The 25,985-nt window shown below is 40.3% G+C and carries 18 protein-coding genes, 2 tRNA genes and 3 rRNA genes; 15 read left to right on the top strand and 8 right to left on the bottom strand.

All coding sequences use genetic code 11. From position 1 onward, the window contains the following. Nucleotides 1-160: 160 nt before the first annotated feature. Entirely contained in the window at nucleotides 161-508 is a 348-nt protein-coding gene (locus tag A3K93_RS12655) for a hypothetical protein (RefSeq protein ID WP_067731533.1), read from the top strand. Nucleotides 509-907: 399 nt separating this feature from the next. On the opposite strand, the gene A3K93_RS12650 is transcribed toward A3K93_RS12655, so the two are convergent. Next, nucleotides 908-2,071 carry a zinc-dependent alcohol dehydrogenase gene (locus A3K93_RS12650; RefSeq protein WP_067731532.1) on the bottom strand — a complete coding sequence of 388 codons (1,164 nt, stop codon included), beginning with the start codon at nucleotides 2,069-2,071 and terminating at the stop codon, nucleotides 908-910. 330 nt (nucleotides 2,072-2,401) lie between these two features. Further along, the gene (locus A3K93_RS12645) at nucleotides 2,402-4,339 is read right to left on the bottom strand and encodes an ATP-binding cassette domain-containing protein (RefSeq protein ID WP_067731531.1); all 1,938 of its coding nucleotides are present in this window, start codon (nucleotides 4,337-4,339) and stop codon (nucleotides 2,402-2,404) included. A gap of 213 nt (nucleotides 4,340-4,552) precedes the next feature. Between A3K93_RS12645 and A3K93_RS12640 the strand changes: the two genes are divergently transcribed. The 4 genes from A3K93_RS12640 to erpA all read left to right on the top strand — a co-directional run bounded on the left by A3K93_RS12640 (nucleotide 4,553) and on the right by erpA (nucleotide 8,468). Then, the gene (locus tag A3K93_RS12640; RefSeq protein ID WP_067731530.1) at nucleotides 4,553-5,560 is read left to right on the top strand and encodes a putative solute-binding protein; all 1,008 of its coding nucleotides are present in this window, start codon (nucleotides 4,553-4,555) and stop codon (nucleotides 5,558-5,560) included. 254 nt (nucleotides 5,561-5,814) lie between these two features. Beyond that, entirely contained in the window at nucleotides 5,815-6,825 is a 1,011-nt protein-coding gene (locus tag A3K93_RS12635; RefSeq protein WP_067731529.1) for a putative solute-binding protein, read from the top strand. A gap of 178 nt (nucleotides 6,826-7,003) precedes the next feature. Next, complete coding sequence (locus tag A3K93_RS12630; protein ID WP_067731528.1) at nucleotides 7,004-8,011, top strand: putative solute-binding protein; 1,008 nt, start codon at nucleotides 7,004-7,006, stop codon at nucleotides 8,009-8,011. A gap of 121 nt (nucleotides 8,012-8,132) precedes the next feature. Next, nucleotides 8,133-8,468, top strand: a complete 336-nt coding sequence (erpA, locus tag A3K93_RS12625) for an iron-sulfur cluster insertion protein ErpA (protein ID WP_067731527.1) — start codon at nucleotides 8,133-8,135, stop codon at nucleotides 8,466-8,468. Nucleotides 8,469-8,517: 49 nt separating this feature from the next. Here erpA and A3K93_RS12620 read toward each other — a convergent pair whose 3' ends face one another. Together A3K93_RS12620 and A3K93_RS12615 are read right to left on the bottom strand one after the other, a co-directional pair. Next, nucleotides 8,518-8,889, bottom strand: coding sequence for a hypothetical protein (locus A3K93_RS12620; RefSeq protein ID WP_067731526.1), 372 nt, complete (start codon nucleotides 8,887-8,889; stop codon nucleotides 8,518-8,520). A 105-nt stretch (nucleotides 8,890-8,994) separates the two neighbouring features. Beyond that, nucleotides 8,995-9,858 carry a matrixin family metalloprotease gene (locus tag A3K93_RS12615; RefSeq protein WP_157883279.1) on the bottom strand — a complete coding sequence of 288 codons (864 nt, stop codon included), beginning with the start codon at nucleotides 9,856-9,858 and terminating at the stop codon, nucleotides 8,995-8,997. Between the two features lie 210 nt (nucleotides 9,859-10,068). On the opposite strand from A3K93_RS12615, the gene A3K93_RS12610 reads away from it, so the two are divergent. Beyond that, complete coding sequence (locus A3K93_RS12610) at nucleotides 10,069-10,839, top strand: hypothetical protein (protein ID WP_067731749.1); 771 nt, start codon at nucleotides 10,069-10,071, stop codon at nucleotides 10,837-10,839. A gap of 52 nt (nucleotides 10,840-10,891) precedes the next feature. Here the strand turns inward: A3K93_RS12610 and dnaK are convergent, their stop codons facing one another. The 3 genes from dnaK to A3K93_RS12595 form a co-directional block, all read right to left on the bottom strand. Next, nucleotides 10,892-12,832 (bottom strand): molecular chaperone DnaK, encoded by a 1,941-nt coding sequence (gene dnaK / locus A3K93_RS12605; RefSeq protein WP_067731524.1) that lies wholly within the window; start codon nucleotides 12,830-12,832, stop codon nucleotides 10,892-10,894. 153 nt (nucleotides 12,833-12,985) lie between these two features. Continuing rightward, nucleotides 12,986-13,525, bottom strand: coding sequence for a nucleotide exchange factor GrpE (grpE, locus tag A3K93_RS12600; protein ID WP_067731748.1), 540 nt, complete (start codon nucleotides 13,523-13,525; stop codon nucleotides 12,986-12,988). A gap of 998 nt (nucleotides 13,526-14,523) precedes the next feature. After that, a complete protein-coding gene (locus A3K93_RS12595) occupies nucleotides 14,524-15,084 on the bottom strand; it encodes a hypothetical protein (RefSeq protein WP_067731523.1) in 561 nt (186 codons plus the stop codon). A 201-nt stretch (nucleotides 15,085-15,285) separates the two neighbouring features. On the opposite strand from A3K93_RS12595, the gene A3K93_RS12590 reads away from it, so the two are divergent. Beyond that, a complete protein-coding gene (locus A3K93_RS12590; RefSeq protein WP_067731522.1) occupies nucleotides 15,286-16,356 on the top strand; it encodes an alpha/beta hydrolase in 1,071 nt (356 codons plus the stop codon). A 40-nt stretch (nucleotides 16,357-16,396) separates the two neighbouring features. Here A3K93_RS12590 and A3K93_RS12585 read toward each other — a convergent pair whose 3' ends face one another. Beyond that, entirely contained in the window at nucleotides 16,397-17,068 is a 672-nt protein-coding gene (locus A3K93_RS12585) for an acetoacetate decarboxylase family protein (protein ID WP_067731521.1), read from the bottom strand. Between the two features lie 99 nt (nucleotides 17,069-17,167). Between A3K93_RS12585 and A3K93_RS12580 the strand changes: the two genes are divergently transcribed. The 8 genes from A3K93_RS12580 to A3K93_RS12545 all read left to right on the top strand — a co-directional run bounded on the left by A3K93_RS12580 (nucleotide 17,168) and on the right by A3K93_RS12545 (nucleotide 25,933). Further along, on the top strand, nucleotides 17,168-17,743 hold the full coding sequence (locus A3K93_RS12580; protein WP_067731520.1) for a peptidylprolyl isomerase: 576 nt from the start codon (nucleotides 17,168-17,170) through the stop codon (nucleotides 17,741-17,743). A gap of 423 nt (nucleotides 17,744-18,166) precedes the next feature. After that, nucleotides 18,167-19,704, top strand: a 16S ribosomal RNA gene (locus A3K93_RS12575). Between the two features lie 61 nt (nucleotides 19,705-19,765). Further along, a tRNA-Ile gene (locus A3K93_RS12570) sits at nucleotides 19,766-19,842 on the top strand. Between the two features lie 43 nt (nucleotides 19,843-19,885). After that, nucleotides 19,886-19,961, top strand: a tRNA-Ala gene (locus A3K93_RS12565). Between the two features lie 414 nt (nucleotides 19,962-20,375). Next, nucleotides 20,376-23,269, top strand: a 23S ribosomal RNA gene (locus tag A3K93_RS12560). Between the two features lie 168 nt (nucleotides 23,270-23,437). Continuing rightward, a 5S ribosomal RNA gene (gene rrf, locus A3K93_RS12555) occupies nucleotides 23,438-23,552 on the top strand. The 16S, 23S and 5S rRNA genes sit together here with 2 tRNA genes alongside, the layout of an rRNA operon. Nucleotides 23,553-24,079: 527 nt before the next feature. After that, a complete protein-coding gene (locus A3K93_RS12550) occupies nucleotides 24,080-25,429 on the top strand; it encodes an aromatic acid/H+ symport family MFS transporter (protein ID WP_067731519.1) in 1,350 nt (449 codons plus the stop codon). Nucleotides 25,430-25,519: 90 nt separating this feature from the next. Then, entirely contained in the window at nucleotides 25,520-25,933 is a 414-nt protein-coding gene (locus A3K93_RS12545) for a hypothetical protein (RefSeq protein ID WP_157883278.1), read from the top strand. Nucleotides 25,934-25,985 lie beyond the last annotated feature (52 nt).

Below are 25,985 nucleotides of genomic sequence, written 5' to 3'. Positions count from 1 at the left end.
CAGAATGATCTGAAAAAAGCACCTTTCGAGGTGCTTTTTTTATGCTATTGTCATTTAAATTGTTCAAAATACATACGCAAATAGGAGTAATTAGCTTGTGCTAATTCGCGACTTTCATTAACAGATGAAGTATGTAAACCAGCAATATAAGGTGATTCAGATGGATAAACAACTTGAGCAAATACGTGATATTTGGATGAATGCTTTTTTTGCGGGCGATTATGAAGTCTTGCGACAGTATGAAAGTGAACATTTTAAAGTGATTTATGAGCAGCAGGATCGTGTGGAAAGTAACTATACCCGCTACGATTTAATCGCTCATGCAGTGCAAAACGGCGTCTGGAAACCTCAGAAACCCAATATAGAATTAGAAGAATATTCATTTAATGAAGATCAAACCCAATGCGAAATCACCATCACTTTAGCGGATTCAAAGCAAAAGATTCGCGAGTTATGGGATTATAAAAATGAATGGAAAATCAATAAATTAAGATTTTTAAAATCATAAAAATATAATTTGCATATCAATCTCTAATTTCTATACAATTCTTAGTTGTGGATAAGTCTAGACTTATCCACAGTTTTATGTGAAAAATAAAGTATTATCCACAATCTTATATTTACTGATTATAAATGTAGTTTTAAATTTAAAATAATTTAGATTCTGTTTTTAAATTTAAAACTAAAAAATGAATTTAAATTGCTGGGAATTATCTTGGCAATTTTCGAGTTTAGATTTACTGATTGAGTAAGTGATTAGTTTTGCTACATAGTTTCAAAATTTGATTGTTAAGAAAAAATGATAAATTGCGTGGAACATATTTCTATTATTTTTAATACTTAAACGCTTTCATTTTTTATATAAAAAAGCGGCTAAATACCGCTTTATGTTTATGTATGGCATTAATTAAGGTGTAAGAATAATTTTACGACAATCTTCTTTACGTTGATCAAAAATCCGATAAGCTTCGGCTGCATCTTCAAGTTTCATCCGATGGGTAATAATCACCTCAGGGGACAGATCGCCATTTTCAATGTGCTCGAGTAATTGTGGTAAATAGTGATGAACATGAGTTTGTCCCATCTTAAAGGTTAAACCTTTATCAAAAGCATCACCAAACAAGAAGCCATGGATTGGACCTGCATAGACACCTGGTATACTCACAATGCCTCCGCGTCGAACAGCAGCAATACATTGACGCAGGGTATAACCACTTGAGCCTTCAATTTTTAGATTGGTTAAGACGGTTTCTACGATGCTTCCTTTGGCTTCAAAACCAACTGCATCAATAACAGCGTCGACACCTCGATAACCCTTGGTGTTTTCAATGATATAAGCGGCTGCATCGACTTTATCGAAATTGACAGGAATGACGCCGTAAGTTTGCTGAGCAAACGCGAGACGATAATCATGATGATCCACCATAAAAATCTGTTCAGCGCCTAACATTTTTGCACAAGATGCAGCGAGTAATCCCACAGGACCTGCACCATAAATCGCAACCGTTGATCCTTGTTTGACTTCTGCATTGGTAATTGCTTGCCATGCAGTTGGTAAAATATCAGTCAAAAATAGAACTTTTTCATCACTGAGCGAGCCTGGTACTTTAAAAGGGCCGACATTGCCTTTAGGAATACGGACATATTTAGCTTGTCCACCCGGTACACCGCCATATAGATGGCTATAACCGAAAAGTGCAGCGCCAGGCGGAATTTGTTTTTTATTTAAAATTGCACCACGGCCGGGATTGGTATTTTCACATGCTGCGGTTAAATCATGTTCGCAGAAGAAGCAGTGACCACAGGCAATCACAAAAGGAATAATAACACGATCACCTTTCTGAACAGATGTTACGGCTGGACCGACTTCTTCAACCACGCCCATAAACTCATGTCCAAAAATATCGCCAGGTTCTGTTGCTGGAATTTTCCCACGATATAGATGTAAGTCTGAGCCACAAATTGCAGTCGCTGTGACTCTTAAAATTACATCGTCATTTTCCTGAATAATGGGATCGGAAACGGACTCAACCCGAACATCTCGAGTACCATGGTAAGTCAGTGCACGCATAACTGTTCCCTCTGTTTATGTTTGAATAAGCTGTTGCGGTCTGCATAAGACAGATCTATTCATCAGGGATTAATGATGCATGGCATTGCTGTAAATGAATGTATAAGATCGAAAGTGGAAATGTCTGTAAATATAAATGCCATTAACATGGCTGAAAATAAGTGATAAATAAATAAAAAATCTAAATATTTATAACTAATTTTAAGAGTAAAAAATTAGAAAAACAGGCATTAAAACTGTGGAAAAAGACAGTTTAAATCATAAAAATTAAAAAGAGATTAGTGACCTGAATCACTAATCTCTCTATTGATGACTTAAAACATGAGCGGCTTAGCTTTGAAATGATTGTTCCATTTCTTCAAGTTGCATCATCAGTTCTAACATTTCTTCTTCAGCTTTTTCGAGTTTGGCTTTTTCGGTGGTTTGCTCATTCATGAGTTTAAGCAAATCATTTTTACGAGATGCGTCATAAAGACTGCTATCCGCAAGTGCAGCTTCAATTTCTGCTAATCGAGGTTGAATTTTTGCAATCTGGGCTTCGATTTTCTCAATATTCTTACGAATTGGGCGAGTTTGCTCTCGTTGGCGTGCTGCTTCCTTTCGCTGTGCTTCTTTATCTAACTTAGAGATCACAGGTTTGTCTTCAACGAGAGATTTAATCGGTTCAGCAGGTTTTTGCGCGGTTTTCATTAGCTCTGCACGGGCTTGACGTAACCAATCTGCGTAGGCAACTAAGTCACCATCAAATTCTTTACATTGTCCGTTATGTACCAACAATAACTCATCACAAACACTGGCAATCAATTGACGTTCGTGAGAGACCAAGACCACAGCACCTTCAAAGTCTTGTAATGCCATGGTTAAAGCATGACGCATATCCAAGTCTAAATGGTTGGTTGGTTCATCCAGAATCAATACATTTGGGCGTTGCCATACAATTAAAGCCAAAGCGAGGCGGGCACGTTCACCACCTGAGAAGCTTTCACTCGGCGTATCCATGCGTTCGCCACTAAAGCCGAAGCTGCCTAAGAATGAACGTAATGAGGCTTCGCTAATTTTTTTATTGGCAATACGGGATAATTGCAACATTGGGCTGGCATTACCATCCAAAGCATCCATTTGATGCTGGGCAAAGTAACCAATATTTAATAACTCAGAAGCCTTACGGGATCCTTTTAGCAGCTCTAAATCACCAACCAAAGATTTAATTAAGGTCGATTTACCTGCACCGTTCATTCCCAGCAAACCAATACGACTAGTCGGTGTAATCTGTAAATTCACATTGGTCACAATGAGTTTTTCACCATAACCAATGTCAGCATGTTCCATTTGCAAAAGCGGGGAACTCATTTTGGTGGGTTCGCGGAAACTAAAAGTAAAAGGTGTATCCACATGAGCTGCAGAGAGTTCCTGCATACGCTCTAATTGTTTAATACGACTTTGAGCCTGTTTTGCTTTAGTTGCTTTAGCTTTAAAGCGATCAATAAATTTTTGTAAATGGGCACGCGTTTCAAGTTGCTTCTCATAGGCCTGTTGTTGCTGTGCTAAACGTTCACTACGGGTACGTTCGAAGGTCGAATAATTCCCTGTATATAAAGTCAGTTCCTGATTTTCAATATGCAAAATATGATCAGTAATCGCATCTAAGAAATCACGGTCGTGTGAAATCAGCACCAATGTACCTTCATAAGCTTTCAGCCAATCTTCTAACCAAAGAATCGCATCTAAATCCAAATGGTTGGTCGGTTCATCGAGTAACAGTAAGTCTGAACGGCTCATCAGTGTACGTGCAAGATTTAAACGCATACGCCAACCACCTGAGAAACTTGCAACATCGAGTTGAGATTGATGTTCGAAGAAACCCAAACCTGCCATCAATTGTGAAGCTTTAGAAGGTGCTGAATAACCTGAAATTTCATCAAAACGGCCATACAGTTGAGCAAGTTCATCATCTTTCAATTGTTCTGGATGCTCAAGTTTATGCTGAATATCCCAATACTCTTCATCACCCGATAAAACGAAATCAATCGCCTTCATATTTAAGGCTTTAATTTCCTGTGCCATATGTGCGACGGTCCATACCGCAGGACGGGTCAAAGATCCACTATCTGATTCCATTCCACCCAATAATGCAGAAAACAAGGTCGATTTACCTGCACCATTGACACCAGTCAGGCCAATCTTCCATCCCGGGTGTAATTGCATTGACGCTTTTTGAAATAAAACACGTCCACCGCGACGTATAGAGAGTTGATCTAACTGAATCATTGAAATATCTAAAATGAGAAAAATGATGCGGCTATTCTAAATGAAGCCTTAAGGAAATGAAAAAAATCTCACGTATTTAATCCATACATTTCGGCAAAGGATTTTTTTGTTATTCATCCGAATTTAGCGAATAAATATTGATCATAACTTGAACAAGGGTAAAACTATGATAGGGAAAAATTCAGTATAAAAATAATAGTGTAGGATCACGTAATGAACAAAATAGGGATATTTTTGTCGGGATTAGGGCTAGCGATGTTCAGTAGTATCAGTTGGGCACAAAATTCGGTATGTGTATTTGATCTATTGGGTAAAAGTGGTGAATCTTATAAGTTCCTTGAGGAATGGGCTTTAAATACCAAAACTTGGGGAAATGCAGTCAAGTTGGTGGCCTATCAGGATGAAGCCAAGGCGGATCAAGATTTTAAAGACGGTAAGTGTGATGGGGTATATCTCACCTCTATGCGTGCACGATACTACAATAAATTCGCAGGTTCGATTGATGCTTTAGGTGGCGTGCCTTCAAATGAAATTGCCAAAAAAGCCATTGCTTATGTCTTAGACAAGCGCAATAACCAACGTCTAAATAGCACACTCAATCAACAAAACTATACGGTAGGGGGTGTTGCACAAATTGGAACGGCCTATATCTTTGTACGCGATCGTAAAGTAAATAGTATTGAACATGCCAAAGGTAAGAAATTTGCTGTTTTACACTATGATGCCGCTCAAAAGATTATGGTGGAGCGTATTGGTGCGATCCCCGTAATGTCAGATATTTCAAATTTTGTACGTAAGTTTAATCAAGGTGAAGTGGACATCATTGCTGCACCTGCATATGCCTTTAAACCCTTAGAAATTCAAAAAGGCTTGGGCAACCAAGGGGCGATGATTCATTTTCCAGTGATTAACGTCACAGCAGATTTAATTTTAAACGCAGATAAATTTAGTCCTAACTTTACTAGTCAATCACGTCAGTGGTTTGTAAAACAGATTCCAAAAAACTTTGCCATGGTGCAACGCTTGGAATCGGATATCCCTGCGCGTTATAAAATGACACTTTCGAAAGAAGAAAAAGAAAAATATCAAAAACTTTTACGTGACGGTCGCATCGAGCTGACCAAACAAGGAATTTATAACCCAACGATGATGACGGTACTCAAAAAAGCGCGTTGCACAGTGGAAAGAACCAATTTTGAATGTTCTATTGGCGGTGAATAACTGAAAAGGCCTGTTTAAGTTTGTAACCAGTTTTAGGAAATTGTAATTAGCAAAAATGCAGATAAGTTTATAATTTTTTGATATTTAAGACATTAAATTGAATTTTTATCTTGCGATTTAACAGGCTTAAACAATATGACCATCATCCTAAAAAAAATGGAGTAAAAGCTCTATTTTTTTTAATAAAACTTGCTTAATATTTGTGGCGTGTATGGACAACACTCCCAAACAACAAGATTTTAAAGGAACATACAATGAAAAAAACACTCCTGTCTTTGGCGGCACTTTCAGCAATTGCACTGACCAATAACGCACACGCTGCAAAACTTGATATCTGTGTATTTGACTTACTCGGTAAGTCAGGTGAATCATTCCAAATGGCTCAAGAATGGGCATTGGCTGCAAAAGGATGGGGTGCAGAAATTAATCTGATTGCACGTCAAGATGAAGCAGTTGCAGACAATGATTTTAAAGCAGGGAAGTGTGACGGCGTCTTTATGACCGCGATGCGTGCACGTCAATATAATAAATTCGCAGGTTCAATTGATTCCTTAGGTGGTGCCCCAAGTAACGCAATTGCACAGCGTGCTATTACATTTGCTTTAGATAAACGTAATGCAAGCAAAATGGTGACCACAATGGGTGGTAAGAAATACGAAATCGCAGGTATTTCACCATTGGGTTCAGCTTTCATTTTCGTTCGTGATAAAAACATTAACTCAATTGAAAAAGCGGCGGGTAAAAAGTTTGCCGTATTGGGTTATGACGATGCACAAAAAATTATGGTGCAACGTGTCGGTGCGCAAGCTGTAATTTCTGATGTATCTAACTTTGTGGCGAAGTTTAATAATGGTCAGGTGGATATGGTGGGTGCGCCAGCTTATGCCTACAAGCCACTTGAGATCTATAAAGGTTTAGGCAACAACGGTGCCATGTTTAACTTCCCTGTATTACAAGTGACAGCGGACTTTGTGATTCGCCCTGAAAAATTCCCTGAAGGTTTTGGTCAAAAATCACGTGATTGGTTTGTGAAAAACTTACCGAAAAGCATTGCGATGATTAACCGTTTAGAAGCAGGTATTCCAGCGAAATACAAAATGAATCTTTCTGCTGAAGATAAAATCAAGTATCAAAAAATGCTACGTGATGGACGTATGGATATGACCAAGCGTGGTATCTATGATCCTGCAATGATGAGCGTATTGAAAAAAGCGCGTTGCTCTGTCGATAAAGCAAACTTTGAGTGCTCAATGGGCGGCGAATAATCTGATTTAAAAGAGAAAAAGCTTAGATTCGTCTAAGCTTTTTTTATATGAGAACGGGGCAATTCAGCCATTGTGAAGGTTTTAAAATTGGGTAAGCTTAATTAAAAATAGATGAACGACTTTGTTCAAATTGAAAAATTCATTTTAAAAACAAAAATTAACCAAGGATGTATCCGCAATGAAATCATATTTAAATGCTTTATTGTTTAGTGTCGGGGTCGCAGCTGTCTCTAGCATGGCACAAGCAAAACAAGTGGTATGTGTATTTGATCTGGTAGGCAAAAATGGCGATGTTTATACCGTTATGAAAGATTATCAGCTGGCAGCAAAAAATTGGGGCGCGGATATTGAGCTTCGAGTAAATACCAATGAAGCTGTGGTTGCTGAAGATTTTAAAGCAGGTAAATGTGATGGCATCAGCGTGACGGGTATGCGTGGTCGCCAATTTAACTCATTTACAGGTTCACTCGATGCTATTGGTGCCATTACCGATTTAAAACTTGCAGTACAAGTGATGCAAGGTTTGGCGAGTCCAAAGTTTGCGCCAAATATGGTGCAAGGCAAATACGAAATTGCCGGTGTGATTCCAATTGGCGATGCTTATCTGTTGGTGAATGATCGTAGTATCAATACCGTAGCCAAAGCTGCGGGTAAAAAGATTGCCGTGCTCAGCTATGACGAAGCACAAAAAATTATGGTTCAACAGGTGGGTGCTCAGGCGGTAAGCGCGGAGATTACTAACTTTGCCAGCATGTTTAATAATGGTCAGGTCGACATCATTGGTGCACCAGCGGCGGCATTTAAACCCCTTGAGCTGCATAAAGGTTTGGGCAATAAAGGCGCGATCGTCAATTATCCAATTTTACAGGTCACAGGAAACATTATTATTCGCCCAGACAAATTCCCGAAAGGCTTTGGTCAAAAGTCACGTGAATGGGTCAAAGGTGAATTACCACGTGCATTTGGCATATTAGGTAAAATGAAAGCTGATATTCCAAGTAAATATTGGATGGATGTACCTGCGGCGGATAAGCCTGGATATCAAAAAATGATGCGTGATGCGCGTATAGATCTGACCAAACGTGGTATTTATGACAAGCGCATGATGAAATTGTTATGGCAATTCCGTTGTAAGAAAGACCCAACCAATTTCGAATGCGCAATGCAGGATGAAAACTACAAATAATCTTGATAAAAATACTCTGATTTGACTTTTAATTGACAGAGACTGACCATATATTGAGTATGCTATACTTGAAATATGGTCTTTTTCTTAAAAGACATCCCATTTAACAGAGGAATTCACCATGACTGCACAAGCCCTTGAGCTGACCGACAATGCCGCAAATAAAGTACGCCAATTACGCGACAGTGAAGGAAACCAAGACTTAATGCTCCGTGTATATGTCACAGGTGGCGGTTGTTCAGGTTTCTCTTACGGTTTTAACTTTGCTGAAAGTAAAAATGAAGATGATGCAGAATTCGTAAATGGTGATGTAACGATGCTTGTCGATTCTTTGAGTTATCAGTATCTTGTGGGTTCTGTTGTGGATTATGTTGAAGGTTTAGAAGGTTCACGTTTTGTGGTGAATAACCCAAATGCAACAACAACCTGTGGTTGTGGATCTTCATTCTCAATTTAATCTGCATGCATAGATTTAAAAAAGTCCTCATTTGAGGACTTTTTTAGTTTTAAATTTCGGTATCGAGTTTGACCGCTTCTAATAAATCAAAAACCACCGAAGTCACATCCTGGCTTAGAGCGCGATTATTAAAGACTTCATAAGCCGTAATGGTCACATCAGTGTCGCTTGGTAATAAGCTTTGTTCTTCGATAATTAAATCTTGAATCGGCAAAAGTGTCTGTTTAATCTCGACATGCAGTACATCGCTGAACTGAATATTCTCATCATCCAGTTCAATCAATTGCTCATTGAAATACGGCAATAAAATCGAATGAAGATACGGTTTGAGATCAACAATATCAAAGAGTTGGATATCACGTGTTTCAGTATGCGTACTAATGTGGTCATTCACTTCGATTAAAATATGATAATAACTCACATGCCTCTCCAATAGGTGTATGCCGATATTTCATCTTAACCATAACATGAAATCACGCAGTTTTGCGGGCTAAAGGCATATATTTTTTATGGGATTTTTATCATTTTATTTCAAAGTATTAAGCATGGAGATATCTGCTGGTTTTAGTTGGAAGTGTTTGTCATTTTGCGCAGATAAAATTGGATACATTAATGCTTCTGGATCATGGTTATGTCCCAAACCAAGCGCGTGTCCCAGTTCATGTGCAATGGTGAGTCGTAAATCATCTAAGGCATCAAACTGATAAATCTGTATGCTCTTGCCATTATAAATTCCCTTATGGAACTCACGTGCTGCAAAGCGCTGATTAAAATGCGTGACATTCACATTATAAGATTCAATATTTTGATTGTGCTGGTCAACTTGTCGGTTGTATTCATCATTCTGGGCGCGTAAGTCTGCAATGTCGGCATCAAGCTGTTCAGCTTTTGCTTTGAGTGTTTGATATTGTTGTTCGATCCGCTGACGATTGACACCGTCTTGATTTTCAATTCGACTCCAACTTTGTCTTTCTTGATTTAAACGGTTAAATTCTGCTGAAAGTTCATCTCGTTCGGTTTGCAGCGTGTGCTGACGTTGCTGTAAATACTGATAACGCTGATCAAGCTGTTGAGAATTTTGCTGATTTTGACTCTGAATATTGTCGAGTTGTTGCTGGCTTTGTTTTAGGGCTTGATGCTCAATCTGGCGTTGATCATAAATTAAATTAATCGTTAGACTCGCTTTAGGATCGTAGACAAATAGCTCTTTCGCCGTGCCTTGATGCCAGATTTGAATCGCTTCCTGACTGAGTTGAATCAGCTGCTGTTCAGTTAAGCCAAAACGTGGATCAATGTCGCCAATACGAAAGCGCACTCGACTATCAAAAGGTTGGCTCAACCGATCTGACCATGCAGTATGACGTTGCTGTGGATTTTGATAATTTTGCAACAGAAAAAAACCAATCACCAGCATTACGATAAGAGCAAGGAAGCGAAGCATGAGCAGTATTATATTTTTATTGAGTTGGGCTAACTCATAAAATAGCTGAAACTGAGGAAATTGAATATAAAAATTTCATACTTTCGCGGCATAAGAACTGAATGAAAATGGAAAGGTTTAGTCTCAACTTTAACGCGGGTGAGGTATAAGATGAATAGCATGAAAATAACAGCGCTACTGAGTTTAAGTTTATTGAGTTCCGTGAGTTATGCAGAACTTACTGCTGCAGAGAAAAAAGATATTCAGCAGCTCATTCAGGCGTTTAAAACCAATAATGTAAATGTGATTAGCCAGCAGGTGAATTATCCACTAAAACGTGATCAACCTTTACCTGCAATTCAAAATGCGAGTGAAATGCTGAAATGGTTTGACCAAGTGTTTGATGCGCCTTTTAGACAAAGCATTGCAGCTTCAAGCTTAGAAGATTGGCAAGAAGTCGGTTGGCGCGGCATTATGTTTAAAAGAGGAGAAATGTGGCTAAGGAGCAAGGCCGATGCTCCGAATGAACCATTGAAAATTATGGTCGTGAATTATTCAGGTGCTGCAGAGCAGAAATTACGTCAACACCTTCTCACACAACAAAAAAATAAATTACATCCTTCTATGCGCGCATTTAGTGAACCGAAATTAGTTTTTAAAACACAGCATTATTTGGTTCGTATTGATGAACTCAGCAATGGACAAATGCGTTATGCCGCTTGGAAACATCCATTTGATGTATCTTCAAAGCCTGAACTGGTTTTGAATAAAGGCGAGTTACGAGTTGAGGGAACAGCACGTAATGAAAGCTATTATTTTAAGAGTGGTCCTTATCGATATGAAATTAATTACTTTCGGGTAGGTGAAAAATCTAATCCACCTATTAACTTAGCTGTATATAAAAACGATAAGATCATTTTAAATGAATCGGGTCATCTTATTGAAGAATAAATTTTAGCCAAAAAAAACCGCGCTTTCGCGCGGTTTTTTTTAGATCGACAAATTATTTTTTGTCATCTTTCACTTCAGTGAATTCAGCATCTACAACGCCGTCATCTGCTTTTTGAGCTTGGCCTTCACCGCCTTGGAATGCGTTAGGATCGAAACCTTGCGCACCGCCAGCTTGTTGAGCTGCTTCATAAGCACGTTGAGTGATCGGCATAATGATGTTTTGAAGTGCTTCAGTTTTCGCTTTGATTGCTTCAACATCATTTTCTTTCGCAGTTGACTCTAATTCAGAAACCGCAGTTTCGATTGCAGTTTTTTCGTCAGCTGTTACTTGTTCACCAAGATCTTTCACTGCTTTGTTTGCAGAAGCAATTAAAGCATCCGCTTCGTTACGTGCTTTAGCAAGCTCTTCGAACTTACGGTCTTCTTCAGCATTCGCTTCAGCATCTTTAATCATTGCTTCGATTTCAGCATCAGACAAACCTGAGTTTGCTTTAATCTGAATCGATTGCTCTTTACCAGTGCTCTTATCTTTCGCAGATACTTTCAAGATACCATCAGCGTTGATGTCGAACGATACTTCAATTTGTGGCACACCACGTGGAGCAGGTGGGATGTCGCCCAATTGGAAGTTACCCAACAATTTGTTTTGTTGAGCCATTTTACGTTCACCTTGGTAAACTGAAATGTCTACTGCAGGCTGGTTGTCAGCAGCGGTAGAGAACACTTGTGATTTTTTCGCAGGGATTGTGGTGTTTTTCTCGATGATTGGAGTTAACACGCCACCCATTGTTTCAATACCAAGTGTAAGTGGTGTTACGTCAAGAAGAAGAACGTCGTTCTTGTCACCAGACAATACCGCACCTTGAATTGCAGCACCCATTGCCACAGCTTCGTCAGGGTTCACGTCTTTACGTGGTTCTTTACCGAAGAATTCTTGTACTTTTTGTTGTACAAGTGGCATACGAGACTGACCACCAACCAAAATTACGTCAGAGATGTCAGAAGTTGAAAGACCCGCATCTTTAAGCGCAATCTTACAAGGTTCGATTGTACGAGCAACTAAGTCAGCAACTAAACCTTCAAGTTTTGCACGAGTTACGTTGATCACTAAGTGTTTAGGACCAGTCGCATCAGCAGTGATGTATGGAAGGTTGATTTCAGTTGCATTCGAAGAAGAAAGCTCGATTTTTGCTTTTTCAGCAGCTTCTTTCAAACGTTGTAATGCAAGTGGATCATTTTTAAGGTTAACGTTTTGTTCTTTTTTGAACTCTTCAACCAAGAAGTCGATCAACGCGTTATCAAAGTCTTCACCACCAAGGAATGTATCACCGTTAGTTGATAACACTTCAATTTGTTGGTCGCCATCAAGGTCAGCGATTTCAATGATTGATACGTCAAAAGTACCACCACCTAAGTCGTAAACCGCGATTTTACGGTCGCCTTCTTTTTTGTCCATACCGAACGCTAACGCCGCAGCTGTTGGTTCGTTGATGATACGTTTAACTTCTAAACCCGCAATTTTACCTGCATCTTTAGTTGCTTGACGCTGTGCATCGTTGAAGTAAGCAGGAACGGTTACAACCGCTTCAGTTACTGTTTCACCTAGGTAATCTTCAGCAGTTTTCTTCATTTTCTTAAGAACTTCTGCAGAGATTTGTTGAGGTGCTAATTTTTTATCGTTTACTTCAACCCAAGCATCACCATTGTCAGCTTTGATGATTTTGAATGGTGCAATACCGATATCTTTTTGTACCGCTTGGTCTTCATAACGACGACCGATCAAACGTTTGATCGCGAACAATGTATTTTTAGGGTTTGTTACCGCTTGACGTTTTGCTGATTGACCAACAAGAATTTCGCCATCTTTATACGCAATAATAGATGGAGTTGTACGAGCGCCTTCAGCGTTGTCGATTACTTTAACTTTGTCGCCTTCAAGTACAGCAACACATGAGTTTGTTGTACCTAAGTCAATACCAATGATTTTAGCCATGTGGGTGTTTCCTCTAAAATTCTTTTATTCCCAGTTTTTCCCTTTATGACAGGAAAATTAAAAGGAATTTACTTGTCATTCGATATGAGAGCCATTCAATTTTTTTCAAGTTAATATTCAGAAAAAAATTAAAAACTCTCGAATTTTCTTAGCTTATTGACCCACTAAAACCATAGCAGGGCGTAGTAAACGACCGTTTAAGCTGTAGCCTTTTTGCAACACTGTGCCAATTTCATTGGCTTTTGCATCAGGTGCAATACCTACAGCTTGATGAAGATCTGCATTAAAGCCATTTTCTGTATCAACTGCAGTCACACCGAATTTTTCTAGCGTAGTCAGTAGACCTTTGAGCGTTAATTCAACACCTTCAGAAAATGGTGTTTTTTCTTCGCCAGCAGCTGCAATCGCACGTTCTAAGTTATCAACTGAATCGAGGAGCGCCTTTGCAAATTTTTCTAAAACAGTGTCTTTATGCTTTTCAGATTCACGTTGGATACGCTCAACACTTTTTTGTGCTTCGTATACTGCATTTGCAGTACGTGCTTTCTCTAACTTAAGGTCACCTTCGAGTTGAGCGATTTTTTCTTGTAAAGACTCAACGGTAACTTCAGCTTGCTCTGTTTCAGCTTGAGTTTGCTGTTCTGCTTGCTCTTGCTCAAGTTCTTGAGCTTGCTCATTTTGCTCAGTTGCCATTGATTTACTCCGTTTAAATGGGTTTTTAAACATGTACAGCCCTTAGCTATCAGGTTTAACTGTAGTCACACCGAACTGCCATGACTTATGAAGTTCTTGATTAGTTAAAGAAATCGGGGCAGGGCAAAAAAATTCAAGCAAAATGCACAATTAATTTTCATTTTTATGCGAAAAGATGCGGTAAAACGACGAAATGCACATTTTTGACAATCTTAGCTACTGTGATTTTAGTATTTTCTCACTTAATTCTTCTATGTATAGTGGATGGCGAGGAAAGAACGATAAGGTAGAAAAAAATTGAAAATTAGAACGATAGAAAAGTTAATTAATATGTTAATTATATGATAATTCATTCTTTTTTATTATTAAAAAGTATAAATCGTGAAATTAGATAAAAATAATGAAATTTATCTGTTTTGAAAAACACCAAGATACATGCAATATGATGTTTAACAGCGGTGGCTTGGTTTTGAGGAGAGAGCGGAACTAAGCCGCTGTTCTATTGAATTATTGATTTATAGCGCTTTTAAGCTAAATTTTTGACAGAGTTAAAAGCAATATTGTTGTTTTTTTATACATAAAAACGATTAATTGTTAAGCAAAAAAGTATTTCACAATACTGCTAGAGCTTTGTATTATTCGTTTCAGATTCTATCGCTGTAGTTTCTTCTTATTTTCTTATTGTGTTTTCTGGCTTACCTATCTCTTGGTAAGCCTTTTTTTTGCCAGTGCAAAAGTCATCTTTTTATTTAAATTAATGTTCATGTAAGTTTTCTCCTACAAGGACTATTGCCAATCACGACTTTTTTGCACTAGCGACTCTTTCTATACTGAAAACACAAGGACAGGATGTTCTTAAAAAGTTGCTGAGAAGCATACATAAACGAATTGGACTCGTTTAAAACACAACCCCCTATAAAACCCTTAAAGATGAATGTCTTTAAGGGTTTTATTTTATATAAAAAAAGCCCACATGGTTGTGAGCTTCTTTTAGCGAATTAGCGTCGTTGTTCTTCTACACGTTTAGCAAATGGATGTTGACGTTGTTGATCTGCCTTTTTACGTGCATCTTCAGCACGTTTGCGTTGTTCTTCCGCTTTCTTGCGTGCATCGTTGTTAGCGCGTTGACGTTGCTGCTCTACACGACGACGTTCTGCATCAGCTTTATTTTTATTTAACTGAATTTGTCTTTGGCGATCATTTTCCATCTTTTTACGTTGCTCTAACTGTAGCTTGCGTTGTTGTTCAGCATTACGTTTTTTGATGTCATTCAAACGCTGGCGTTCAAGTTCGGCTTTACGACGGTCAAGCTGAAGCTGATTTTGACGTTTTTGTTCCCAATTGCGACGTTCAATTTCTTGCTTACGACGTTCAAGTGCTAAACGTTGACGTTGTTCATATTCCCAACGCTGGCGATCGTTATCATAGCGTCGATCTGAGCCATAACCATAACCTGTGTTATAGCGTCCATCATAGCCATAACCATCATCAGGCAAAGCCACACAACCTACAGCTAAAAAGGTGGTTGCAACTGAAAGTAGAATTAATTTTTTAGCCATATGCGTGCTCCTGTACCAGTTACCAAGCAGTCAAATCAACTCAGTCTCTGTTCGTAAATTGTCAATGACAACATATAGAAATAAGATTAGCGTATTAAGCAGAAAAACTATGTGTTGAGATGTAGGAACATGTATTAATTTATGATCATTTTCCATTGATCATGTAGAAAGTGTGAAGAATGAAAACAAAGGATGAAAAGAATGACCGCGATGTATCAACGCTTACAAACCGTTCTCGATAAAAGCCAAGGAACAGCGGCACGCCTATTAGATCGTTTACCTTCAGTGGCTCAGGAAGGCTTAGTAAAAACACTGAAATATCCGTATATCTATCCCGATTTAGACCCTTTTATAAAATGCCTGATGGCAGCCCAATTGAAGCAAGGCAAAACTGGATTCATTGGTACAGATATTCAAAAATCACGTGAAAACTTTGAACTGAATATGCAGGCTATTGCAGGTCAGCAAACTGAAGTGAAAAGCGTTGATGATTTAAAACTACCTTTACAAAGCGCGACGATTTTTGCGCGACATTACCATCCTGCACCGAATAAAAAACTCCCTCTCATTGTGTTTTATCACGGGGGTGGCTTTGTGGTGGGTAGTCTAGAAACCCATGATGAATACTGTCGTCTATTGGCAACACATGCCAATGCACAAGTTTTAAGTATTGGTTATCCATTGGCGCCTGAAGCAAGTCCACAGCAAATTGTCAAAGTTTGTGAAGACGCATTGGCTTGGGTACATCAACATAGCAAACAATTTAAAATTTTAAAAAATAGAATTGCCGTTGCCGGTGATAGTGCAGGTGGTAATTTGGCAGCAGTTATTGCACAGCGTAGTGCAAATAAAGTCTATGCACCGCATGCACAATTATTGATTTATCCGGTTGTTGATTTTAAAAGTCGTCATCCTTCATTTTATGCTTATAAAGAAGGCTTAGTGTTGACTGAACAGGATGTTGATAATGTCACTGAATATTATGCATTGAGACATCAGGTTGAATTTGATGATCCAATGATTTCACCGACTTATGGCAATACCAAAAAACTGGCACCTGCCTATGTGATTACCGCACGTCATGATGTCCTTCATGATGAAGGTTCAATTTACGCGCATAAATTACAGCAGGGTGGGGTAAAAGTGTTTTATCAGGAATATGTCGATCAAACCCATGGCTTTATTAATTTGACGCCAATTTCGCGTCGAGCAAAAAAACATGTGATCGAAATGAGTAAAAACTTCCGACGCTTCTGGGATAAAAATAGTTAATTGGAAAACGCTAAAGGTGTTTCACGTGAAACACCTTTTTTTATTTATGCATGACCTTTGCTTCAGGAAAAACCAAATTAAAGTTTGGTACATAAAAGCTTTGTAAGTAACGAGCTTTATTGAAATCAGGGAAAATGTCATCGGTATGATGCCATTCCACATTTTTTATTTTAGATAAATGTCCTCGAAATTTTGGTGCAAACTGATAACGTTTTCCTTGCCAAGCTTGATGAATGGTGAGCATCGAATTTGGAATATGATGACTATTCATATAGAAGCGTCGTGCAGATTTAGGCTTATCTATATTAATCTGCATACTTTGACCTTCATAAGTGATGGTACAACTTAATTGTGAGCCTTGTTCTTGCCATTCAAAATCTGCCAATTTTTTTGGAATGCCCCACAAGTGCTGTCCATGAACAACCGAATCTAAAGTAGAAACATAAATGGTCGGGATAGAACTCAAGCGACGTTTACTTAATAAAGGATGATCCAATATCAATATTTCATCATAAGGTCCAACAGGTGAATTTTGATAACGCACCAAAATCACTTGAACTACACGCCCCAACGGAGACGGTGCAATATAAAAGGAAGAAGCCTCTTTAATAAAGTTTGGTGAAATCCAATAATTTAAAATATAGCCTTCACCTTGTAACTGCCAAGGCGGGTAATGATGAATATTCTTTTCATTTAATACTGGGTATTTCATTTTTCATTCTCTTATTACGATAAGCATTTACACAAATGCTGCATTATTTTTGATCTAAGCTTAATATACCTTCATCTATAAAAGCAGATGAGTTAAAAAATGTTAAAGCAAAATTTAGCTGTTTTGGCAGGGGTTTTAATCAGTACACAAATTTTTGCTGCCAATACTCAAGTTGAGATTAATACCAGTCTCGGCAAAATTGAAGTAGAGCTATATAACGATAAAGCACCCATTACCACTAAAAATTTTGAAGACTATATCAAGTCAGGTTTTTATAACGGCACGATCTTCCATCGTACGATTACAGATTTTATGGTGCAGGGAGGTGGCTTTGAAGAGAACATGCAGGAAAAAGATAATCCACGCCCAGCTATTATTAATGAATCAAGTAATGGCTTAACCAATAAACGTGGCACCTTGGCAATGGCACGAACCAATCAACCGAATTCGGCACGTTCTCAGTTCTTCATTAATGTAAAAGATAATGACTTTTTAAACCGATCTGTAATGAATGCAGGATATGCAGTCTTTGGTGAAGTTAAAAAAGGGATGGAAATCGTAGATCAGATGTCAATTGTGCCAACGCATACCTATAACATGCATCAAAATGTACCACGTACCCCAATTAAAATTATTAAAATGCGCATTAAACCTGCACCGCAAGTAAAACAGTGAAAAATAATAAGAAATAATTTAAAATAATTATTTCTTATATAATTCATTGAGTTATATGTAAATTTGTGTGTAATTGATACAAAATGGTGCATAAAAATAAAACACTCGTGATTTGTGTCAGTTAAAAGCACTTGCACGTGTACGAAATTGCCCTATAATGCACCCATACCGACGAGATACACGGTACGAACGAAACGCGAAGCGTTAAGTTGTAAAGTGTTCGAGTCCAGCTTCTAGCATTGACGAGATGTTAGAAAGATCATTAAGAGATTATGAAGAACAACTTGTGTGGATTTTTACCGGTTGATTGATCGAAATTATTTTCATTGATTGATGGTAGAAATTACTCGAAGTTTATTTGAGAAATATTTGTCAGAAAATTGATGAGCCAAGATTGGCACCCTTTAAGGTGCTACTGATTTTAAACTGAAGAGTTTGATCATGGCTCAGATTGAACGCTGGCGGCAGGCTTAACACATGCAAGTCGAGCGGGGATAGGTAGCTTGCTACTGATTCCTAGCGGCGGACGGGTGAGTAATACTTAGGAATCTGCCTATTAGTGGGGGACAACAGTTGGAAACGGCTGCTAATACCGCATACGCCCTACGGGGGAAAGCAGGGGATCTTCGGACCTTGCGCTAATAGATGAGCCTAAGTCGGATTAGCTAGTTGGTGGGGTAAAGGCCTACCAAGGCGACGATCTGTAGCGGGTCTGAGAGGATGATCCGCCACACTGGGACTGAGACACGGCCCAGACTCCTACGGGAGGCAGCAGTGGGGAATATTGGACAATGGGGGGAACCCTGATCCAGCCATGCCGCGTGTGTGAAGAAGGCCTTTTGGTTGTAAAGCACTTTAAGCGAGGAGGAGGCTCCTGTAGATAATACCTGCAGAGAGTGGACGTTACTCGCAGAATAAGCACCGGCTAACTCTGTGCCAGCAGCCGCGGTAATACAGAGGGTGCAAGCGTTAATCGGATTTACTGGGCGTAAAGCGCGCGTAGGTGGCCAATTAAGTCAAATGTGAAATCCCCGAGCTTAACTTGGGAATTGCATTCGATACTGGTTGGCTAGAGTATGGGAGAGGATGGTAGAATTCCAGGTGTAGCGGTGAAATGCGTAGAGATCTGGAGGAATACCGATGGCGAAGGCAGCCATCTGGCCTAATACTGACACTGAGGTGCGAAAGCATGGGGAGCAAACAGGATTAGATACCCTGGTAGTCCATGCCGTAAACGATGTCTACTAGCCGTTGGGGCCTTTGAGGCTTTAGTGGCGCAGCTAACGCGATAAGTAGACCGCCTGGGGAGTACGGTCGCAAGACTAAAACTCAAATGAATTGACGGGGGCCCGCACAAGCGGTGGAGCATGTGGTTTAATTCGATGCAACGCGAAGAACCTTACCTGGTCTTGACATAGTAAGAACTTTCCAGAGATGGATTGGTGCCTTCGGGAGCTTACATACAGGTGCTGCATGGCTGTCGTCAGCTCGTGTCGTGAGATGTTGGGTTAAGTCCCGCAACGAGCGCAACCCTTTTCCTTATTTGCCAGCACTTCGGGTGGGAACTTTAAGGATACTGCCAGTGACAAACTGGAGGAAGGCGGGGACGACGTCAAGTCATCATGGCCCTTACGACCAGGGCTACACACGTGCTACAATGGTCGGTACAAAGGGTTGCTACCTAGCGATAGGATGCTAATCTCAAAAAGCCGATCGTAGTCCGGATTGGAGTCTGCAACTCGACTCCATGAAGTCGGAATCGCTAGTAATCGCGGATCAGAATGCCGCGGTGAATACGTTCCCGGGCCTTGTACACACCGCCCGTCACACCATGGGAGTTTGTTGCACCAGAAGTAGGTAGTCTAACCTTAGGGAGGACGCTTACCACGGTGTGGCCGATGACTGGGGTGAAGTCGTAACAAGGTAGCCGTAGGGGAACCTGCGGCTGGATCACCTCCTTAACGAAAGATTGACGATTGGTAAGAATCCACAACAAGTTGTTCTTCATGACGATGTATCTGAGGGTCTGTAGCTCAGTTGGTTAGAGCACACGCTTGATAAGCGTGGGGTCACAAGTTCAAGTCTTGTCAGACCCACCATCTGCAATAGACAGTAATCAGTACATTGACTTATTGATAAGCTGGGGACTTAGCTTAGTTGGTAGAGCGCCTGCTTTGCACGCAGGAGGTCAGGAGTTCGACTCTCCTAGTCTCCACCATCACTTAAATCATCAGATTTGAGTAGAATGAGTTAAGAATAACCATTCAGTAAGATGAATGTTTAGTTCCTAAGCGATCAAGTGATTAGATCCTAGAGATTAACAAGTAGAAGCGTTATGATACGCACCACTTGATAATCTCTGTGATTTATCACAGTAATGCAATCTGACGAAGATGCATTAAATCATTAACAGAATATATTTGAGTTGAAATAATTTGTTCATACTCGTTAAGACTTAAACAAGCAATTGTTTAAAGATTAATGAGTACTAGCGATTAAACTGAATCAAGCGTTTTGGTATGTGAATTTGATTGAAGCTGTACAGTGTTTAAGTACACGAACAACGAACTGTGAGTCGTAAGACTTGTTGGTTGATCTACTTGTAGGATCGATCGACTGTTTGGGGTTGTATAGTCAAGTAATTAAGTGCATGTGGTGGATGCCTTGGCAGTCAGAGGCGATGAAAGACGTAATAGCCTGCGATAAGCTCCGGGGAGGCGGCAAATATCCTGTGATCCGGAGATTTCTGAATGGGGAAACCCACTTACCATAAGGTAGGTATCATTAACTGAATACATAGGTTAATGAGGCAAACGAGGGGAAGTGAAACATCTCAGTACCCTTAGGAAAAGAAATCAATTGAGATTCCCTCAGTAGCGGCGAGCGAACGGGGATCAGCCCATTAAGTCATATAAGCTTTAGTGGAACGCTCTGGGAAGTGCGACCATAGATGGTGATAGTCCTGTACACGAAAGGGCTTATATGATGATGTCGAGTAGGGCGAGGCACGTGAAACCTTGTCTGAATATAGGGGGACCATCCTCTAAGGCTAAATACTCCTGACTGACCGATAGTGAACCAGTACCGTGAGGGAAAGGCGAAAAGAACCCCTGTGAGGGGAGTGAAATAGATCCTGAAACCGCATGCATACAAGCAGTGGGAGCATCTTCGTGATGTGACTGCGTACCTTTTGTATAATGGGTCAGCGACTTACATTCAGTAGCGAGGTTAACCGTATAGGGGAGCCGTAGGGAAACCGAGTCTTAATAGGGCGTTTAGTTGCTGGGTGTAGACCCGAAACCGGGTGATCTATCCATGAGCAGGTTGAAGGTTGGGTAACACTAACTGGAGGACCGAACCCACTGTCGTTGAAAAGCCAGGGGATGACTTGTGGATAGGGGTGAAAGGCTAATCAAACTCGGTGATAGCTGGTTCTCCCCGAAAGCTATTTAGGTAGCGCCTCGGACGAATACCATTGGGGGTAGAGCACTGTTTCGGCTAGGGGGTCATCCCGACTTACCAAACCGATGCAAACTCCGAATACCAATGAGTACTATCCGGGAGACAGACTGCGGGTGCTAACGTCCGTAGTCAAGAGGAAAACAATCCAGACCGCCAGCTAAGGCCCCTAAATTATAGTTAAGTGGGAAACGATGTGGGAAGGCATAGACAGCTAGGAGGTTGGCTTAGAAGCAGCCACCCTTTAAAGAAAGCGTAATAGCTCACTAGTCGAGTCGGCCTGCGCGGAAGATGTAACGGGGCTAAAACTATATGCCGAAGCTGCGGATTTGCAATTTATTGCAAGTGGTAGGGGAGCGTTCTGTAAGCCGATGAAGGTGGATTGAGAAGTCTGCTGGAGGTATCAGAAGTGCGAATGCTGACGTGAGTAACGATAAAACGGGTGAAAAACCCGTTCGCTGAAAGACCAAGGGTTCCAGTCCAACGTTAATCGGGGCTGGGTGAGTCGACCCCTAAGGCGAGGCCGAGAGGCGTAGTCGATGGGAAATTGGTTAATATTCCAATACTTCTGTTTAATGCGATGAGAGGACGGAGAAGGTTAAGTCAGCCTGGCGTTGGTTGTCCAGGTGGAAGACAGTAGGCATGCATCTTAGGCAAATCCGGGGTGCTCTATGCTGAGAGTTGATAGCAAGCTGTACTTGTACAGCGAAGTGGCTGATACCATACTTCCAGGAAAAGTCTCTAAGCTTCAGTTAAACAGGAATCGTACCCGAAACCGACACAGGTGGTCAGGTCGAGTAGACCAAAGCGCTTGAGAGAACTCTGCTGAAGGAACTAGGCAAAATGGTACCGTAACTTCGGGAGAAGGTACGCTGCTTTTGGTGATGGAACTTGCTTCCTGAGCTGAGAGCAGCCACAGAAACCAGGCCCCTGCAACTGTTTATTAAAAACATAGCACTCTGCAAACACGAAAGTGGACGTATAGGGTGTGATGCCTGCCCGGTGCTGGAAGGTTAATTGATGTGGTTAGCGCAAGCGAAGCTATTGATCGAAGCCCCAGTAAACGGCGGCCGTAACTATAACGGTCCTAAGGTAGCGAAATTCCTTGTCGGGTAAGTTCCGACCTGCACGAATGGCATAATGATGGGGGCGCTGTCTCCAGCAGAGGCTCAGTGAAATCGAAATCGCCGTGAAGATGCGGTGTACCCGCGGCTAGACGGAAAGACCCCGTGAACCTTTACTGCAGCTTGACATTGAACTTTGATCTTACTTGTGTAGGATAGGTGGGAGGCTTTGAAGTCGTGACGCTAGTTGCGATGGAGCCAATCTTGAAATACCACCCTGGTAATATTGAGGTTCTAACTCTGTCCCGTAATCCGGGACGAGGACCATGTCTGGTGGGTAGTTTGACTGGGGCGGTCTCCTCCTAAAGAGTAACGGAGGAGTACGAAGGTGCGCTCAGCGTGGTCGGAAATCACGCGTAGAGTATAAAGGCAAAAGCGCGCTTAACTGCGAGACCCACAAGTCGAGCAGGTACGAAAGTAGGTCTTAGTGATCCGGTGGTTCTGTATGGAAGGGCCATCGCTCAACGGATAAAAGGTACTCTGGGGATAACAGGCTGATACCGCCCAAGAGTTCATATCGACGGCGGTGTTTGGCACCTCGATGTCGGCTCATCTCATCCTGGGGCTGAAGCAGGTCCCAAGGGTATGGCTGTTCGCCATTTAAAGAGGTACGCGAGCTGGGTTTAGAACGTCGTGAGACAGTTCGGTCCCTATCTACCGTGGGCGTTGGAAATTTGAGAGGATCTGCTCCTAGTACGAGAGGACCAGAGTGGACGAACCTCTGGTGTACCGGTTGTGACGCCAGTCGCATCGCCGGGTAGCTATGTTCGGAAGGGATAACCGCTGAAAGCATCTAAGCGGGAAGCCTACCTCAAGATAAGATTTCCCCGAGACTTTATGTCTCCTAAAGAGCCGTTGAAGACTACGACGTTGATAGGTTGGATGTGGAAGTGCGGTGACGCATGAAGCTGACCAATACTAATTGCTCGTGAGGCTTGACTATACAACACCCAAACAGTTGGTGTTGTTGATCAAATCATCATCACAATAACTTGATTTAGTTAACGCTAAAGATCAAACTATACAACTCAAGTATCCCTGTTAATGAATTCTATTTGACGAAAGCTAAGGCATCTAAATAAGACCTAAGTGAGTAAGCATAAACAGTTGTGCTGGCGACAATAGCAAGAGTGAACCACCTGATCCCTTCCCGAACTCAGAAGTGAAACCTCTTAGCGCTGATGGTAGTGTGGCATTTGCCATGTGAGAGTAAGTCATCGCCAGCTCATTATTCCAAAATCCCCCTAGCTCAATAGCAGGGGGGATTTTTTTATGCAGGAAGAAAGTTATTTACTTAAAACGTATAAATATTATCCGTTACTGTAGTTATCAATTTAGATTTTTTACCTAATCATAGAAATACTCTTAACGAGTTTCTGAATATTTTTAATATTTCATTTTTTATATCTTAATTAAAGTTTTTATAAATTGAATTATTGAATTAGTCTCGGCTTATTATTAATTTATAAGGATTATCTAGTTAATAATGACGTTAAAAAAACTGAACTCATGGGTTTTTATTATTTTTGTAAGATACTGATTTATTTGTATATTTATTTTAAATTTTATTAACTTCTTCTTTATAAACACATAATTAGACTAATGTTGAATATTTACAGAGCTATTGGGCGTGTGAATATCCTGATTGAAATTGCTTTAGTAAATGGCTTCAGTTTTATTTTAAAAATCACAACTCTAAACTGAAGGGCGCTAGTTAAAGTGCAACGCAATATTAATTCACAGGAGGTGAATAATGTCTAATAAAGCATTAAATGCAAACGATATTATTGATCACGCAAAATTTTCAGGATTTCATTTTAAAGTTGTTGCTTGGTGTTTGCTCATCATCTTATTTGATGGTTATGACCTCGCGATTAATGGTGTTGTATTGCCATTATTGATGCAAGACTGGGGACTCAGTGCAATGCAGGCGGGCATGCTTGCAAGTACAGCTTTGGCTGGCATGATGTTTGGCGCAATGTTATTTGGTTCACTTGCAGACAAGATCGGTCGTAAGAAAGTCATTATGATTTGTATCGTGTTATTTAGTGGATTAACTTTTGCGGGCGGTTTTGCTTCGAATCCAACTGAATTTGGTATTTTGCGCTTTTTAGCAGGTTTAGGGATTGGTGGTGTTATGCCAAACCTTGTGGCGTTAACCTCTGAATATGCTCCTCAGAAAATGCGTAGTACTTTAGTGACGACTATGTTCAGCGGTTATGCAGTAGGTGGCGTTATGGCTGCATTATTAGGTTCATGGTTTACGCCAGATTTTGGTTGGCAAATCATGTTTTTTATTGCAGGTATTCCGTTATTTTTACTCCCTGTGATTTGGAAATTCTTACCCGAATCTTTAACTTTTATTGTGCAGCAAAATCGACAAGCAGAAGCACGTCGCATTGTGCGTCAGCTGGAGCCTAAAGTTACAGTAAAGGAAGAGACAACCTTCGAGCTAAACAAAGTTGATGTTCCTGAGTCCGCAAGTGTTTTGAGTTTGTTCCGTCGTGGACGTGCTGTAAATACATTACTGTTTTGGACAGCATTTTTTACCTGTTTATTAACGATGTATGCTTTAAGCAGCTGGTTACCAAAATTGATGATGGCAGCAGGCTATTCAATGGATAACAGCTTGATGTTTATGTTGGTCATGAATGTTGGCGCTGTGATTGGTATTGTAGGCGGGGGCATTCTGGCAGACCGTTTCCATTTAAAACCTGTACTAATGTTCCTCGGCATTATGGGTGCGATTGTGATGAGCTTAATGGGCTTCCAATCAAATCAATTCTTGCTCTACATCTTGGTATTCTTGGCAGGTGCTGCATCAATCGGTTCGCAAATGTTGCTATATAGCTATGTTGCGCAATATTACCCATTGGCAGTGCGTTCTACAGGAATTGGTTGGTCGTCTGCGATTGGTCGTATGGGTGCGATTATTGGTCCAATTTTGATTGGCGGTTTGTTGGGAATGAATTTACCTGCACACTTTAACTTTATTGCAGTGGGTCTACCTGTTTTGATTACAGCTATTGCTGTGGCATTGATTATGAATGAAAGCGAGTCTGAAAAAATTGCTTCAAGTCAGCCAGCAGTCGCAAAAGCGTAAAAAGATTTAGATTAAAAGAAGCCTCCGAAAGGGGGCTTCTTTTTGACTAAATTAAGGTTTATGTTATAGAAAATTATTAAATCTTAGAACATGAATATATCAATTTTTATCAGTTTATTTTCGATTGTTGTTTCTTTGCTTTCATTAGCCTTTGCTATGTATTCGTGGAGTAATGCAAATCGACCATTAGTAACAGCAAGGGTAACGAGTGCAGGAAAAGCAGGAGCGCTTAATTTGTTACTAGAAAATACAGGGAATAGGCCAGCAAAGAATATAGTTTTAAAGGTTAATAAAAAAGACGTAGAAAATGCACAACTTAAAAAAGAAATTCCGATTGATGCCTCAAGATGCTTTTTTAGTGATGTTCTAATCCCTGTTCTAGCTAATAACCATGTATTAACAAATGCTTTTTGGCATTTAGGGCATAATAATTCTTGGATTCCAAATGCTAAAATACCACTTTCCATTCATTACGAAGATTTAGATGGACGAAAATATAAATAGGTAATGCTATTATCTTTGGTGAACGATACGGGATTTGCACAGACATTTTGGA

The sequence above is a fragment of the Acinetobacter sp. NCu2D-2 genome (assembly GCF_001647675.1).
Taxonomy (GTDB): domain Bacteria; phylum Pseudomonadota; class Gammaproteobacteria; order Pseudomonadales; family Moraxellaceae; genus Acinetobacter.
The sequence above is the reverse complement of the archived record's forward strand: the minus strand, read 5'-3'. Positions and strand labels throughout refer to the sequence as shown.

What these genes read in the sequence shown, in the direction of transcription:
- A3K93_RS12655 (WP_067731533.1), top strand. Translation starts at nt 161, where the DNA reads ATGGATAAACAACTTGAGCAAATACGTGATATTTGGATGAATGCTTTT.
- A3K93_RS12650 (WP_067731532.1), bottom strand. Translation starts at nt 2,071, where the DNA reads ATGCGTGCACTGACTTACCATGGTACTCGAGATGTTCGGGTTGAGTCC.
- A3K93_RS12645 (WP_067731531.1), bottom strand. Translation starts at nt 4,339, where the DNA reads ATGATTCAGTTAGATCAACTCTCTATACGTCGCGGTGGACGTGTTTTA.
- A3K93_RS12640 (WP_067731530.1), top strand. Translation starts at nt 4,553, where the DNA reads ATGAACAAAATAGGGATATTTTTGTCGGGATTAGGGCTAGCGATGTTC.
- A3K93_RS12635 (WP_067731529.1), top strand. Translation starts at nt 5,815, where the DNA reads ATGAAAAAAACACTCCTGTCTTTGGCGGCACTTTCAGCAATTGCACTG.
- A3K93_RS12630 (WP_067731528.1), top strand. Translation starts at nt 7,004, where the DNA reads ATGAAATCATATTTAAATGCTTTATTGTTTAGTGTCGGGGTCGCAGCT.
- erpA (WP_067731527.1), top strand. Translation starts at nt 8,133, where the DNA reads ATGACTGCACAAGCCCTTGAGCTGACCGACAATGCCGCAAATAAAGTA.
- A3K93_RS12610 (WP_067731749.1), top strand. Translation starts at nt 10,069, where the DNA reads ATGAAAATAACAGCGCTACTGAGTTTAAGTTTATTGAGTTCCGTGAGT.
- dnaK (WP_067731524.1), bottom strand. Translation starts at nt 12,832, where the DNA reads ATGGCTAAAATCATTGGTATTGACTTAGGTACAACAAACTCATGTGTT.
- grpE (WP_067731748.1), bottom strand. Translation starts at nt 13,525, where the DNA reads ATGGCAACTGAGCAAAATGAGCAAGCTCAAGAACTTGAGCAAGAGCAA.
- A3K93_RS12595 (WP_067731523.1), bottom strand. Translation starts at nt 15,084, where the DNA reads ATGGCTAAAAAATTAATTCTACTTTCAGTTGCAACCACCTTTTTAGCT.
- A3K93_RS12590 (WP_067731522.1), top strand. Translation starts at nt 15,286, where the DNA reads ATGACCGCGATGTATCAACGCTTACAAACCGTTCTCGATAAAAGCCAA.
- A3K93_RS12585 (WP_067731521.1), bottom strand. Translation starts at nt 17,068, where the DNA reads ATGAAATACCCAGTATTAAATGAAAAGAATATTCATCATTACCCGCCT.
- A3K93_RS12580 (WP_067731520.1), top strand. Translation starts at nt 17,168, where the DNA reads ATGTTAAAGCAAAATTTAGCTGTTTTGGCAGGGGTTTTAATCAGTACA.
- A3K93_RS12550 (WP_067731519.1), top strand. Translation starts at nt 24,080, where the DNA reads ATGTCTAATAAAGCATTAAATGCAAACGATATTATTGATCACGCAAAA.
- A3K93_RS12545 (WP_157883278.1), top strand. Translation starts at nt 25,520, where the DNA reads ATGAATATATCAATTTTTATCAGTTTATTTTCGATTGTTGTTTCTTTG.